The sequence below is a fragment of the Kocuria coralli genome (genome assembly GCF_008831305.1).
Taxonomy (GTDB): domain Bacteria; phylum Actinomycetota; class Actinomycetes; order Actinomycetales; family Micrococcaceae; genus Kocuria; species Kocuria coralli.
Genome location: NZ_ML708640.1, coordinates 1 through 12,598, shown reverse-complemented (window position 1 = coordinate 12,598; position 12,598 = coordinate 1). Strand labels below are relative to the sequence as shown.

Genomic DNA, 12,598 nt, shown 5'->3' with positions numbered 1-12,598 from the left:
CGCGCCCACACTCAACTCTGAAGAGCCCGTTTTCACGGTCCAGGACCTGCAACGACTGAATATCGCGCCGGCATTGTCCGTCGTGGAGCCCGAGCCCGCGACCCTCGTGAACTACAACACGAACGTTTATGCCGAAGCCGAAAGACAGCAGTTCGACACCACACTGGCCGGATATCCCGTCACGGTCAGGGTCCACCCGATCGAATACACGTGGGACTACGGAGACGGCACCGTCTTCGGGCCCAGCCCGCTATCCGGCTACCCCCTCTCCGAAGACGACTGGGACCTGGTCACAGATACGAGCCACCGGTACACCGAGACCGGTGATGTCGACGTCACCCTGACCACCGCATTCGAGGGTGAATACTCCATAGCCGGCGGCCCTTGGCTTCGTGTCGACGGCACCAGTGTGGTCACCAGCGAAGCCGTGCCGCTCACCGTCTGGCGAGCAGAGGTGCGCAACTACGCCGACGACTGCATCGAAAACCCCAGCGGCATCGGCTGCTGAACTCGCCCGGACGGCGTCTTCGGGCCTGCCCTGCGGCAGACGAAGCCAGAGCGACAACACGAAACACTCGTGCGCGAAATCGCCGGGCACGAAAGAGGCGGAACCCGGCCCTCAGCGAGCGAGCTGGAGACGTGACCACGACAGGCACGCAAGCGCGCCGAAAACAACAGCAAACTCCGCAGTGAGCATGAGCTGCAGGAGAGAAACAGCCGTACTGCCCGACATAGCCCAGAGCGCGGGTGCGGCGAGCGGCATCCAGCCTCCGGCCCCGGCCAGAGCTCCGGCTTGAGCCAGGACGACAAGCGCGATCGTGCTGCCGACGGCGGGGAGCAGGGAGTGCGTGAGGGTGGCGATCCATGCGACCGGAATGGCGATGCCGGCTGAGAGCATCGCCAGTACCCAGAGCCGCCCGAGTGCGGCCCAGGAGTCGCTATGCGGTGGCCCATAGCCGATCGACAGCCCGAGGACGAGAACGCCGAGCACGATGGCCGTGCTGACGAACGTGGCCCAGAGCAGGTAGACAGCGAGCTTAGCCAGCGCGATGCGGGTGCGGCTGATGGGTAGCGCGAATAAGCCGGTGATGGTGCCGTCGGTGAACTCACGCCCGAAGATCCAGGCCAGAACGATCCCGAATCCGAGGATGGTGACAACGGCCGTGATCTGCGCCGATCCCGAGAGCAGACCGCTCCAGACAAGTGTGGCGGCCGGCCCGGCCTGTGCGATCAGGTCGGGGTTGCCACCGGCCACACCAGCGGTGATCCCGCCGAGCAGGCCGACCATGCCGAGCACGATGGCCAGCGTGGAGATCAGTCCGACGAGGGAGCGCGATAGCTTGAGCCCTTCGACACGGACCGCGTTCATCCCGCCACCTCCGTGGCCATCCGGTCTTCGTCGTCCTGCCGAATGCGCTCGAAGAACGCGCGTTCGAGGTCGCTGCCGGCGGTGTCGAGCTCCCCGATCAGCCGGCCCGCGTTCATCAGCAGCACACGGTCTGCGATCCGCGCCACCTCGTCGAGGTGGTGGCTGCTGATCAGGATCGCCGCTCCCGCGCATGCACGGTGTTCCAGTTGCTCGCGCAGCAGGATCACCGAGGCAGGATCGAGCGTGTTGCTTGGTTCATCCAGCACGATCAACCGGGGATCGTGCTGGAGAGCTGCAGCGAGGCCGACGCGTTGCCGGTTGCCCAGCGAAAGGCGGCGGAACCGGCGATCGGCCACGAGATCAAGGCCCCAAGCACTGATAGAGGCCTCCACACGTCGCGGATTGCAGTCGTGAAGCAGGCACGCGATGTGGAGATTCTGGCGCACGGTCAGCTCTGGATAGGCAAGCGGCACCTCGATCAGCGTTCCGACCCGTGCCCAGGCAGCCATATGCATGCCTTCCAATGCATGACCCAGGAGGCGCACCGTGCCGTGCTGTGCGCGGAGCATTCCGAGTGCCAACCGCATCAGCGTTGTCTTGCCCGCACCGTTCAGCCCGATCAACGCGACGATCTCACCCGGCTCGACAGTGAACGTCAGATCGGTCACGCCCGCCCCGCCGCGAAACAGGCGGGTGACATTGTCGAACGCGAGCATTTCATTCGCCGCCCAGCACATCGAGTGCGGAGCCCAAGGCCGCGTCCAGCGCGGTTTGATCTGTCCGCACCCAATCCAGCAGCGCGGTACTCAGCCCGGCGATCACGGCGGCTGTCGCCACCCGCGCCTGCGTTTCGCTCACGCCACGATCTACCAAGGCACCCGCGAGGGCGATGGCCGTGTCCTCGCTGCCCCGTTCGATTGCTCCGCGCAGCACCGGCGTTTGAACGATGATCCGCAATCGCTCGCGCAGCGCCTGCGCCTCCTCGTCCCCGACCTGCGCCCATGCGCTTCTAATGCCCTCGGCCAGGGCACGCATCGCCGGCTCCTCGGCAGGGCGTAGCCGCACAGCATCCGCCATCAGCGGATCGAACGAGTCGGCCACCACGAGGGCTTCTTTGGTCGGGAAGTGCCGGAACAACGTCATCTCGCTCACGCCTGCACATCTGGCGATCTGCGCGGTTCCCGTCGCGCTATACCCGTGCTCGGGGAACAGCTCGAACGCCGCCTGCCTCAACGCCTCGTGCGTCCGCTCCCAACGGCCCATCCTCTAATGTTAGTCACTAACTAAAGCGGTGCCAAGATCCTGCTCAGCGGGCACCTTTCAGCCGAGAGAGCGCCAGGAAAGCTAGCCGGACACCTAGCTGAACACGCCCTGGATGGTGTCCCAGGTCTGGTAGACGCCCAGGACGATGAACAGCAACGCGCAGACAGCCAGGATCACATTGGTGAACCAGCCGTTGCGCCAGACCCTGGGAACACGGTCAGTGTTGAGCAGGCCCAGCAGCGTGATCGCCAGGAACGGCATGAACAGCGCACCCAGCACGCCGTAGAGCAGGATCAGGAAGATCGGCCTGCCCAGCAGCAGGAGGAGCATGGGCGGGAAGGTCAGCCAGAGCAGGTAGAACTTCGTGTACTTGCCGCCCGGACGGGTATCGGGATGCCCTGCCGGCTTGTTCCGGATGTTCCCCCAGAAATCGGCGAACATCAGGGAGACCCCCGACCACACGCCGACGACGGATGAGAACGACGCCGCCCAGAACCCCACCAGGAACAGGGTCCCGATGACATCTCCGTATCGGTCACGCAGGACGTCGTCGAGATCGAGCAGTCCGCTGTCACTGGCCGAAACCGTCAGACCCGCGGTGTAGAGCACCTCAGCGCCCACGACCAGCATGGCCAGTACGAATATGCCGGTGACGACATATGCCATGGTGTTGTCCAGCTGCATGACCCGCATCCAGCGCGGGGTGGCCCAGCCCTTCTCCCGCAGCCAGTACCCGTAGGCCGCCAGCGTGATCGTGCCGCCGATACCGCCTGCCAGAGCCAGCGTGTAGACCACGCCGCCCTCCGGAATGATCGGCACCAGTCCGGTGAGCATGTTCGGGATATTGGGCAGCGCCAGGATGGCCAGGCCCACGACGACGACGAACATGATCCCCACGAGCACGGCGGTGACCTTCTCGACCGCCGCGTAGCGGCCGAACCACACCAGGGTGAAACCGATCAGGCCCGAGAGTATCGCCCAGGCCCACAGCGGCAGCCAGGGGAAGAGAGCGGCGAGGGGCAGCGCGGAGGAGGACATCGCCGTCGCCCCGTATACGAAGCCCCAGATCATGATGTACGGGCCGAAGTACCAGGTGGTCCAGCGCCCGAGCGAGCGCCAGCCCTCGAAGATCGTGCGGCCCGTGGAAAGCGAATAGCGCCCGGCGCCTTCCACCAGAACGATCTTCATGATCGTGCCGACGATCACGGCCCATAGGAGCGCGTAGCCGTACCGGGAACCCGCAGCCAGCGTCGCCACCAGGTCAGCAGCGCCGACGCCGGTGGCGGCGACCACCAGTCCCGGGCCGACGATCTTCCAGCCGTTCAGGCGGTTCTGAGTTTCGTTGGGGTCGATCGTCGGTAACGGCCCCAGCACTTCCTTTTTACTCATTCGATGTACCCCTGACCCTGGTGTTTCGGCGGTTAGATCATTGGTGGAAGTAAAGCATGCCGCCGCCGGTGTTCGCGGTAGCCAAGGACCTGCGGACCGCGTGCAGGCTGGTGCACCGGGCTCTGTGGACCGTGCCCTGCACACCAGACGCCGTATATCAGGCGGCATGCAATAATGGCCGGGATGTCTTACCCATATGCAGAACCCCACGGCGGCTTCTCGCCTGTGTTCTGGCTGATGCCGCAGCCGGGTACCAACGGCTACGTCTCCTCTTGGGGTGAGCAGCAGGCGGGTAGCCCGCCCTCCGTCGTCGACGCCTGATTAACAGACCTCCGTCTGGCGCCCAACGAGAATCCACCTCGTAAGGACCTGCGCACCGGGGATTCACTCCCCCGCCGATGCTCCTTGCGAGGAACCCTCCTTGTGCGACCCGGCACCTTCCTTGCCCATTCGCACAAGGTGGCCTCTTGATCCTGACCAGCGTCGTCATATCCCTCGTGACCTGCGTGTTGGCGCCCCTGCTCACACGTGCAGCCGGGCGCAACGCGGGGTGGTTCCTAGCCATCCCGCTGTTCGCGGCAGCAGCGGTCCTCGTCACCGCCACGGGCGGTGACTTCACCCGGCCCGTCGAACAGCGCGTGGCCTGGATGCCCACCCTGGACGTCAGCTTCGCCCTGCGCCTGGACGGCCTCTCCCTGGTCTTCGCGCTGCTCGTGCTGGTCATGGGCGGGCTCATCCTGGCCTACTCGGCCCGCTACCTCGGGCGGGACGGCAAGCACGGCACCTTCTACCTGCTGATGACGGCGTTCGCCGCATCCATGCTGGTGCTGGTCATGACCGACGACCTGGTGGTGCTGTTCGTGGCCTGGGAGGCGACCACCCTGTGCTCGTTCTTCCTGATCGGGCGTTCAGGCCCGGGCGCCCGCGAACCCGCCATCCGGACGCTGCTGGTCACCGCCGCCGGCGGCCTCCTGCTGCTGGCCGCGGTGGCCACGATGGCCATCGGAACGGGCACCACGCAGATCAGCGACGTCCTCACGGACTCGATCTGGCGTGACGACCCCGCCTTCACCGCCACCGTCGCGGTGCTCCTGGCCGGTGCGGCGTTCACCAAATCGGCCCAGTTCCCCTTCCAGGCCTGGCTGCCGGACTCCATGGTGGCGATCACCCCGGTCTCCGCGTACCTGCACGCCGCGGCCATGGTCAAGGCGGGTATCTACCTGCTCCTGCGCTTCTCTCCCCCGCTCGCCGGTGAGACCCTCTGGACGGTCCTGCTGGTCACCAGCGGCCTGGTCACCGCCCTACTGGGTGCCGCCGGCGCTCTGCGGCGCTTCGACTTGAAGGAGCTCCTGGCGTATTCGACCATCAGCCAGCTCGGGCTCCTGGTGGTCATGATCGGCGTGGGGACGGAGGCCTCCCTCAAGGCCGCCGTGATCCACACCATCGCCCACGCCCTGTTCAAGTCGGCCCTGTTCATGCTCATCGGCGTGATCGACCACCAGGCCGGCACCCGCGACATGCGCGAGCTCAAGCACCTGAGGACGCGGATGCCCGTCACCTTCACCGCGCTGGTGCTGGGCGCGGCCTCCATGGCCGGGCTGCCTCCTCTCCTGGGCTTCGTGAGCAAGGAAGGCATGTTCGCGGCCTTCCTCGAGGTCCACGGCCCGGTATGGTTCCCGGTCCTGCTCGTCGCGGGCACGGCGACGACGTCGGCGCTGACCCTCGCGTACTCCGCCCGCATCGTCCTCGGCGCCTTCGCCGGCAAGGAGGAGCCCGCGAGCGCCGGCACCCGCGAGGCCCACGAGGCGCCGGCGGCCTTCTGGGCGGTTCCCGCCCTGGGCGCCGCATCCGGACTGGTGCTGGGCGTCCTGCCCTTCCTGCTGGATTCCCTGGTCGCCCCGGCGGCCACCGCTACCGCCGGAACTCCGGTGGACGTTCATCTCGCCCTGTGGCACGGCCTCAACCCGGAGCTGGCCGTGTCCGCCGTCGTGATCGCGGTAGGAACGGGGCTGGTACTGGCCCGCCGCCCGGTCGAGGTCTTCATGCTGCCGCGGGGCATCCCGGTCTCCGGGCTGGCGATCGTGGACCGCACCCGCCAGGGGATCATCCGTCTGGGTGCCGTGGTGGGCAACTGGACCGGGAGCACCTCCCCGTCCCGGCACCTCGGCATTCCCGCTGTGTGCCTGGCGATCATCGCGGTGGCCGGGATCTCGACGGTGGGCGAGCTGCCCTCCGTCGTCGGGAACCCGTCCCGTCCCGAGGACTGGCTGCTGCTGATCCTGGTGGCCGCAGGCGTGGCCTCGGCCGTCTACAGCCATACGCGATACACGGCGATCGTGGTCACGGGCATCATCGGGTTCGCCATGACGCTCTGGTACTTCATCCTGGGCGCGGCCGACGTGGCGCTGACCCAGCTGCTGGTGGAGATCCTGACCGTGTGCGTGCTGGTCCTGGTCCTGCGGCGCCTGCCCAACAAGTTCCCCCGCGAGTCGAGGAAGAAGCGCCTGGGTGCGGGCCTCGTGGCCGTCGCGGCGGGCACCGCCACGACGATCGGCGTCTGGGCGCTCACCGGGCGCCGTGAGATGTCCGAGGCGGCCGAGTACTTCATGACCCAGGGCGAGGAGGCCACGGGCGGGGCCAACCTGGTCAACACGATCCTGGTGGACTTCCGCGCCCTGGACACCCTGGGCGAGGTCACGGTGCTGGGCGTTGCCGGTATCGCGATCGCCGCGCTGCTGCGCTCCCGGGCGCCCTCCGCGATCCGTTCGGCCAAGCTGGACACGGGGACCCCGATCTACGACTCCCTGGAGAACTCCGTGTTCCTGCGGGTCACCACCAGGGTGCTGGGGCCGCTGATCATCGTGCTGTCGCTGTACCTGCTGCTGCGCGGGCACCAGGAACCGGGCGGCGGCTTCATCTCGGCGCTCGTGGGCGGTGCCGGCTTCGCCCTGCTGTACCTGGCCGCCCCGTCGGATGCCGCCGCCCGGATCCGCTGGCCCTACCTCGGGCTGATCGGTGCGGGCTTCCTCGTGGCCGCCGGGACCGGCTTCATGGGCTATCTGGAGGGGTCGTTCCTGACTCCCCTTCACACGGAGGTCCTGGGGGTCAAGCTCACCTCCCCGCTGCTGTTCGACGTCGGCGTCTACCTGGGCGTGCTGGGCGTGATGCTCGCCGCCTTCAACCTGCTGGGCCGCCATGACGAGCACTCCGATCCCACGCATCCGAGCCACGACGCCGAGGACGAGGAGCACGACGCCTTCCTGGCCCTGGACGACATGGGGGACGACAGAATGGACCGCACGATCGAGGACGAGGTGACCAGCCGATGACCATCGCCATCACCATCGGGATCCTGGTGGCAGGTGCCGTCTACCTGTTCCTGCAGCGGGAGATGCTGCGGATCATCCTGGGATTCATCCTGCTCGGGCACGCGGGAAACCTGATCCTGATCGCCGCGGGCGGCACGTCCCGGCGCGAGGAACCGTTCGGCACCCCCGGGGACACGGGGATCGTGGCCGATCCCCTCCCCCAAGCCTTCGTGCTGACCGCCATCGTGATCGCCTTCTCCATCACGATCTTCATGCTCGTCCTGGCCGTCACGGGCAAGGATGACGACGACACCACGGAACCCGAGGGCGACGACGACGATCCCGAGTTCGACGTCTCGACCCTCCCCAAGGGAATCATCGAGGCCGAGGACATCACCACGCAGAGCCTCAACCTGAGCAGGGAGAAAAGCCTGAGCCGGAGCAGAACCCACCAGTCCGACAACGAGGCCCAGAGCGACCTCGGCGCCGAGAACGAGGGAGGCGATCGATGACCGCGGCCCTGCTCCCGTTCTTCATCGGCATCCCGTTCCTGTCGGCCGGCCTGCTCAGCATCCTCGGCGACCGGCCCAGGCTGCACGTGAGCCTGCTGCTGGCCAACCTGGTGGCCTCCACGGCCGGCGGTCTCGCGCTGGTCGCGCATTTCACCCACGCGGATCCCATGGCGCACGGCGTGGCCCTGTGGCCCTTCGGCATCGCCATCCCGTTCGCAGCCGACATGTTCGCGGCTCTCATGCTCAGCGTGACGGGGATCCTGTCGGTGACCTGCGCGATCTTCGCGCTGTACTCGGGCCACGCGACGTCCCGCTACTTCGCTCCCCTGCTGCTGGTCCTGGTCGCGGGCGTGAACGGAGCGCTGCTGACGGCGGACCTCTTCAACCTCTTCGTGTTCGTCGAGGTCATGCTCCTGCCGTCGTACGGGCTGTTCGTCCTGGCCTCCCGGGCCAAGGCCCCGTACCGGCAGATCGCCGGGGCCCGCCTGTACGTGACCATCAACCTGCTGACCTCCACGATCTTCCTGGGCGGCGTGGGCTTCGTCTACGGCACCGCCGGGACGGTCAACATCGCCCAGCTGGCGGGCCTGGCCAGGGAGGACAGCGCCGTGGCGATCTCGGTGGGCGTCGTCCTCTTCGCACTGAGCATCAAGGCCTCCGTGGTGCCCGTGCACGGCTGGCTCGCACGGGCCTACCCGTCGACCTCACCGGCCATCACAGCACTGTTCTCCGGCCTGCACACCAAGGTCGCCATATATGCCATTTACCGTATATATGCGGTGATCTTCGACGGCGATGCCCGCTTCCTGTGGATCGGCGTCCTGCTGTTCAGCCTGACCATGATCATCGGGGTGCTGGGGGCGGTCGGCGAGAACACCACCCGCTCGATCCTGGCCTTCCACATGGTCAGCCAGATCGGCTACATCCTGCTGGGCGTCGCCCTGTTCACGGAGTTCGGCCTGACCGCCGGGATCTTCTACCTGCTGCACCACATGATCGTGAAGGCCTCCCTGTTCCTGTCCACCGGCGCCATCGAGATCAAGTACGGCACGGGGACCCTGGGCCGGGTCCCGGAAATCCTCAAACGCGAGCCGGTCATCGCCGTCGCCTTCTTCGTGGCGGCGCTGTCCCTGGCGGGGCTTCCGCCGTTCTCCGGTTTCGTGGCCAAGCTGTCGTTGATCATGGCCTCGATCGAGGCCGATCAGATCGCCGCCGCCGTGGTGATGATCGTGGTCAGCCTGTTCACCATCCTGTCCATGCTCAAGATCTGGTCCGGGATCTTCTGGGGCGGACGGACAGCCGAGGACCAGCCCGAGGCGGAACCCGGCTTCCCGGCCGGGACCAACCTGGGCACCCTGACCCGCAAGCAGGTCCGCCAGCTGGCTGAGCCCACGCCCCGCATCGGGGTGGGCCTGGCAGCCCCCGGCGTGATCCTGGCAGCGCTGACCCTGGGTCTGGGCCTGGGTGCCGAACTGCTCCTGACGCTGTCCCAGACCGCGGCCCAGGGACTGCTCGATCCCAGCTCGTACGTGAATGCGGTGATGAACTCATGACCTGGCTGACCTGGCCGCTGCGACTGCTCCTGTTCGTGTTCTGGTACGCCAAGGAGCTCGTCGTCTCCAGCATGGCGGTGATCAAGGACAACATGACCCCGGGGCAGAACTCCACCCCCGGCCTCACCCGGATGCCGACCCGCTGCCGCAACGACGGCGAGCTGACCCTGCTGGCCGCGCTCATCACGGTCACCCCGGGCACCCTGGTCATCGGGAACACGACGACGGACGGCACCCGCGTGCTGTTCGTGCACACCCTGTACTTCGACAACGCCGATGCCTCCCGGGAGGAGCTCGCGATCATGGAAACCGAGATGCTCAAGGCCGTCCGCCGGGAAGGGGCCCCGGCATGATCGGCATCGACATCGGCTTAGTCGTCCTGACCGTCGCCTGCGTCGCCTCGACCTATCGCATGTTCCGGGGCCCCACGGATGCCGATCGCGCCGCCGCGGCGGACCTCCTGCTGTTCGGCGTGGTGGGCCTGCTCGCACTGATCGGGGTGCGGACCACGAGTTCGTTCACCTTCGACATCGTCCTGGTCGCCTCCCTGGTCGGATTCCTGGGGGCCGTGTCCTTCGCCCGAGCGCTGACCAGGGGGAAACGATGAGTACGGCCATCACAGTCTTCGGCGACATCACGATCGTGGCCGGTGCCCTGGTGTTCGCCACGGCCGCTCTGGGCCTGGTGCGCTTCCCGGACGTCTACACCCGGATCTCGGCCGTGGGAACGGCAGCCGGCATCGGCATCGTCCTGGTGGTCGTGGGTGCGCTGCTGCATCAGCCCACCGTCCCGGACGCCCTCAAGGTGATCGTGATCATCGTCCTGCAGCTGATCACCTCGGCGGTGGGCAGCATCGCGATCGCCCGCTCCGCCTACCTGATGGACTCGCACATCGATCAGTTCGCCTTCGACGACCTGCAGACGCACGAGACCCTGGATCCCGAAGAGGCCCCGCGGAGCTGAGCCACGAGCACGTCCGCGAGCGCGACGCGCCGGGACCGCGCTGCGGCTGACGGTCAGTGGTCGCCCGCTCAGCCGAAGGGCCACGCCTTCTGCAGGCCGTCGGGACGCCCGGCCTCGCGGTAGTGCTCCGTTCCGAACGCCTCCGCGAACTGCTGCTCGGGCATGGCCAGCATGTGCTGCACATCCTCCTGTGAGGCGTGGCGGCCCAGGGCACGGCGCTTGAGCGCGAGCAGCTCCGCATCCAGTTCCACGGCCCAGTGCAGCTCGGCCTCCGGCAACCCGAACCCGTTGCCGTCGTCGGCGGGGTGATCGGGGTCGAGCAGGATCTCCGGATCGGCTCCGGCGGCCACCGCAGCCTCGAAGCGCCGGCGCAGTTCATCGCGGTTCATGGTGTTCTCCAGCAGCCGCGGGCGCCTGGCGGCGAGTTCGGCCGCGCGGTGGGCCACCCCGTGGACCTTCACATGGTCCGGGTGCCCGTAGCCACCGTGCCAGTCGTAGCCCACCAGCACATCGGCGCCCTCGTCGTCGAGGATCGCGGCCACCTTGGCCGCGGCCTCGTCGAGGTCCGCGAGCTTGAAGCAGCCATCGCCGTTGTTGTGCTCCCACCCCGTCATCCCGGAGTCCTTGTAGCCCAACCACTCGACGCGGTGAATCCCGATCTCGGCGGCAGCCGCCGCAGCCTCCCGCCTCCGGTTCTCGACGACGGACACCGCCACCCCGCCCTCGGGTGTCCTGGGCGGCGTACCGTAGTCCCCGTTGGTCGCGATCACTTCCACCACCCGGTGACCCTCGGCCACGGCCCTGGCCATGGTCCCCGACGTACCCGAGGACTCGTCGTCGGGATGGGCATGCAGAAAAACAAGAACGGACATGAGCGGAACAACCGTGAAACATCACGTGTTGTTCCGCAGGCTCCGTACCGGGGTCGTTTGTCTTCTCCCAGTCGCCACACCCTAGTGATCGGATCCCTCCGTGGTTCGCAGTTCCACCCCCGCCCCTCCCGCACACCGCACCTCCGCACCTTCTCAGGGCGCCGGGCGGTCCAACCAGACCCTGCGCGCGGTGATCGCCATCCTGGCGCTGTCCATGGGCGGCTTCGCGATCGGCACCACCGAGTTCATGACCATGGGCGTGCTGCCTCAGATCGCCGAAGGCCTGGGCGTCCCGGAACCGCAGGCGGCCCACTCCATCTCGGCCTACGCGCTCGGCGTGGTGGTGGGCGTTCCGGTGCTCTCGATCTTCGGTGCCCGGCTACCGCGCAAGGGCCTGCTGCTGGCCCTGATGGGAGCCTACGGGCTGTTCAACATCCTGAGCGGCTTGGCCACCAGCTACGAGTTCTTCACCCTGGCCAGGTTCTTCGATGGCATGCCGCACGGGGCATACTTCGGTGTGGCGTCGCTGGTGGCGGCCGGCCTGGTGTCCTCGGAGTACCGCGGCCGGGCCGTGGCAGGCGTAATGATCGGGCTGTCCGTGGCCAACGTGGTGGGGGTCCCGGCAGCCACGTGGATGGGCCAGACCTTCGGCTGGCGCTCTACCTACTTCCTGGCCGCGGCGATCTCCCTGCTCGCGGTGATCCTGGTGATGGTCTTCGTCCCGCGCACGCCCCGCGATCCGGACGTCAAGGCCCTTGCGGAGGCCCGGGACTTCTTCCGCCGGGGCCAGGTGTGGCTGACCATGATCGCCGGTGCCGTGGGCTTCGGCGGCATGTTCGCGGTTTACTCCTATATCGCCACCACGGTCACCGACGTCGGTGGTCTGCCCGCCTCGACCGTGCCCCTCTTCATGCTGTCCTTCGGCCTGGGCATGACCGTGGGCACCTGGCTGGCCGGTGAGCTGGCGCGCTGGTCGATCGCCAAGTCGCTCGTGCTGGGCTCCGCCGGTTCCGCCGCCGTGATGCTGATCTTCTGGCTGGTCATCCCCGGCGGCTGGTGGGCCCTGCCCGTCCTGTTCGCGATGACGGCGATCGGCTCGATCCTGGTGACCAACCTGCAGCTGCGCCTCATGGACGTGGCCGGCGACGCCGTCACGCTGGGCGCCGCGATGAACCACGCCGCCCTCAACGTGGCCAACGCCCTGGGTGCCTGGATGGGCGGGGTGGTTATCGCCGCCGGCCTCGGCTACCGCACGCCTGCGCTGGCCGGTGCGGCCATGGCACTAACCGGGGCCGCGATCCTGCTGTTCGCCTTCCACAGGGAGCGCTCGGCAAAACGCCCCTAGTGTCGCGTGTCGTTAGTTCCTGAA

At 67.4% G+C, this 12,598-nt stretch carries 14 protein-coding genes; 9 read left to right on the top strand and 5 right to left on the bottom strand.

The genetic code is table 11. From position 1 onward, the window contains the following. A partial coding sequence (locus tag FCK90_RS15080) for a hypothetical protein (protein ID WP_246180488.1) occupies window positions 1–508 on the top strand: 508 nt, incomplete at its 5' end. A gap of 111 nt (window positions 509–619) precedes the next feature. On the opposite strand, the gene FCK90_RS15075 is transcribed toward FCK90_RS15080, so the two are convergent. The 4 genes from FCK90_RS15075 to FCK90_RS15060 form a co-directional block, all read right to left on the bottom strand. Beyond that, window positions 620–1,369, bottom strand: a complete 750-nt coding sequence (locus tag FCK90_RS15075) for an ABC transporter permease (protein ID WP_158035127.1) — start codon at window positions 1,367–1,369, stop codon at window positions 620–622. Further along, the gene (locus tag FCK90_RS15070) at window positions 1,366–2,085 is read right to left on the bottom strand and encodes an ABC transporter ATP-binding protein (RefSeq protein WP_158035126.1); all 720 of its coding nucleotides are present in this window, start codon (window positions 2,083–2,085) and stop codon (window positions 1,366–1,368) included. Before FCK90_RS15070 ends, FCK90_RS15075 begins: the two co-directional genes overlap by 4 nt. A gap of 1 nt (window position 2,086) precedes the next feature. Continuing rightward, window positions 2,087–2,632, bottom strand: a complete 546-nt coding sequence (locus FCK90_RS15065; RefSeq protein WP_158035125.1) for a TetR/AcrR family transcriptional regulator — start codon at window positions 2,630–2,632, stop codon at window positions 2,087–2,089. Window positions 2,633–2,725: 93 nt separating this feature from the next. Next, complete coding sequence (locus FCK90_RS15060; RefSeq protein ID WP_158035124.1) at window positions 2,726–4,021, bottom strand: Nramp family divalent metal transporter; 1,296 nt, start codon at window positions 4,019–4,021, stop codon at window positions 2,726–2,728. Window positions 4,022–4,204: 183 nt separating this feature from the next. Here FCK90_RS15060 and FCK90_RS15490 point away from each other — a divergent pair, with 183 nt between their 5' ends. From FCK90_RS15490 to mnhG, 7 genes are all read left to right on the top strand, one after another. After that, on the top strand, window positions 4,205–4,342 hold the full coding sequence (locus FCK90_RS15490; protein ID WP_181954350.1) for a hypothetical protein: 138 nt from the start codon (window positions 4,205–4,207) through the stop codon (window positions 4,340–4,342). A 146-nt stretch (window positions 4,343–4,488) separates the two neighbouring features. After that, entirely contained in the window at window positions 4,489–7,350 is a 2,862-nt protein-coding gene (locus FCK90_RS15055; RefSeq protein WP_158035123.1) for a DUF4040 family protein, read from the top strand. Further along, window positions 7,347–7,841, top strand: coding sequence for a sodium:proton antiporter (locus tag FCK90_RS15050; RefSeq protein ID WP_158035122.1), 495 nt, complete (start codon window positions 7,347–7,349; stop codon window positions 7,839–7,841). Before FCK90_RS15055 ends, FCK90_RS15050 begins: the two co-directional genes overlap by 4 nt. Continuing rightward, the gene (locus FCK90_RS15045) at window positions 7,838–9,394 is read left to right on the top strand and encodes a monovalent cation/H+ antiporter subunit D family protein (RefSeq protein ID WP_158035121.1); all 1,557 of its coding nucleotides are present in this window, start codon (window positions 7,838–7,840) and stop codon (window positions 9,392–9,394) included. The genes FCK90_RS15050 and FCK90_RS15045 overlap by 4 nt, the downstream gene beginning before the upstream one ends. Beyond that, window positions 9,391–9,747 (top strand): Na+/H+ antiporter subunit E, encoded by a 357-nt coding sequence (locus FCK90_RS15040; protein WP_158035120.1) that lies wholly within the window; start codon window positions 9,391–9,393, stop codon window positions 9,745–9,747. Before FCK90_RS15045 ends, FCK90_RS15040 begins: the two co-directional genes overlap by 4 nt. Then, on the top strand, window positions 9,744–10,001 hold the full coding sequence (locus tag FCK90_RS15035) for an MrpF/PhaF family protein (RefSeq protein ID WP_158035119.1): 258 nt from the start codon (window positions 9,744–9,746) through the stop codon (window positions 9,999–10,001). The genes FCK90_RS15040 and FCK90_RS15035 overlap by 4 nt, the downstream gene beginning before the upstream one ends. Then, entirely contained in the window at window positions 9,998–10,357 is a 360-nt protein-coding gene (gene mnhG, locus FCK90_RS15030) for a monovalent cation/H(+) antiporter subunit G (RefSeq protein ID WP_158035118.1), read from the top strand. The genes FCK90_RS15035 and mnhG overlap by 4 nt, the downstream gene beginning before the upstream one ends. A gap of 68 nt (window positions 10,358–10,425) precedes the next feature. Here mnhG and FCK90_RS15025 read toward each other — a convergent pair whose 3' ends face one another. After that, entirely contained in the window at window positions 10,426–11,229 is an 804-nt protein-coding gene (locus tag FCK90_RS15025) for a PIG-L family deacetylase (RefSeq protein WP_158035117.1), read from the bottom strand. A 100-nt stretch (window positions 11,230–11,329) separates the two neighbouring features. On the opposite strand from FCK90_RS15025, the gene FCK90_RS15020 reads away from it, so the two are divergent. After that, window positions 11,330–12,574: an MFS transporter gene (locus tag FCK90_RS15020; RefSeq protein WP_246180481.1), complete on the top strand. Its 1,245-nt coding sequence runs from the start codon at window positions 11,330–11,332 to the stop codon at window positions 12,572–12,574. Window positions 12,575–12,598: the final 24 nt, after the last annotated feature.

What these genes read in the sequence shown, in the direction of transcription:
- FCK90_RS15075 (WP_158035127.1), bottom strand. Translation starts at nt 1,369, where the DNA reads ATGAACGCGGTCCGTGTCGAAGGGCTCAAGCTATCGCGCTCCCTCGTC.
- FCK90_RS15070 (WP_158035126.1), bottom strand. Translation starts at nt 2,085, where the DNA reads ATGCTCGCGTTCGACAATGTCACCCGCCTGTTTCGCGGCGGGGCGGGC.
- FCK90_RS15065 (WP_158035125.1), bottom strand. Translation starts at nt 2,632, where the DNA reads ATGGGCCGTTGGGAGCGGACGCACGAGGCGTTGAGGCAGGCGGCGTTC.
- FCK90_RS15060 (WP_158035124.1), bottom strand. Translation starts at nt 4,021, where the DNA reads ATGAGTAAAAAGGAAGTGCTGGGGCCGTTACCGACGATCGACCCCAAC.
- FCK90_RS15490 (WP_181954350.1), top strand. Translation starts at nt 4,205, where the DNA reads ATGTCTTACCCATATGCAGAACCCCACGGCGGCTTCTCGCCTGTGTTC.
- FCK90_RS15050 (WP_158035122.1), top strand. Translation starts at nt 7,347, where the DNA reads ATGACCATCGCCATCACCATCGGGATCCTGGTGGCAGGTGCCGTCTAC.
- FCK90_RS15045 (WP_158035121.1), top strand. Translation starts at nt 7,838, where the DNA reads ATGACCGCGGCCCTGCTCCCGTTCTTCATCGGCATCCCGTTCCTGTCG.
- FCK90_RS15040 (WP_158035120.1), top strand. Translation starts at nt 9,391, where the DNA reads ATGACCTGGCTGACCTGGCCGCTGCGACTGCTCCTGTTCGTGTTCTGG.
- FCK90_RS15035 (WP_158035119.1), top strand. Translation starts at nt 9,744, where the DNA reads ATGATCGGCATCGACATCGGCTTAGTCGTCCTGACCGTCGCCTGCGTC.
- mnhG (WP_158035118.1), top strand. Translation starts at nt 9,998, where the DNA reads ATGAGTACGGCCATCACAGTCTTCGGCGACATCACGATCGTGGCCGGT.
- FCK90_RS15025 (WP_158035117.1), bottom strand. Translation starts at nt 11,229, where the DNA reads ATGTCCGTTCTTGTTTTTCTGCATGCCCATCCCGACGACGAGTCCTCG.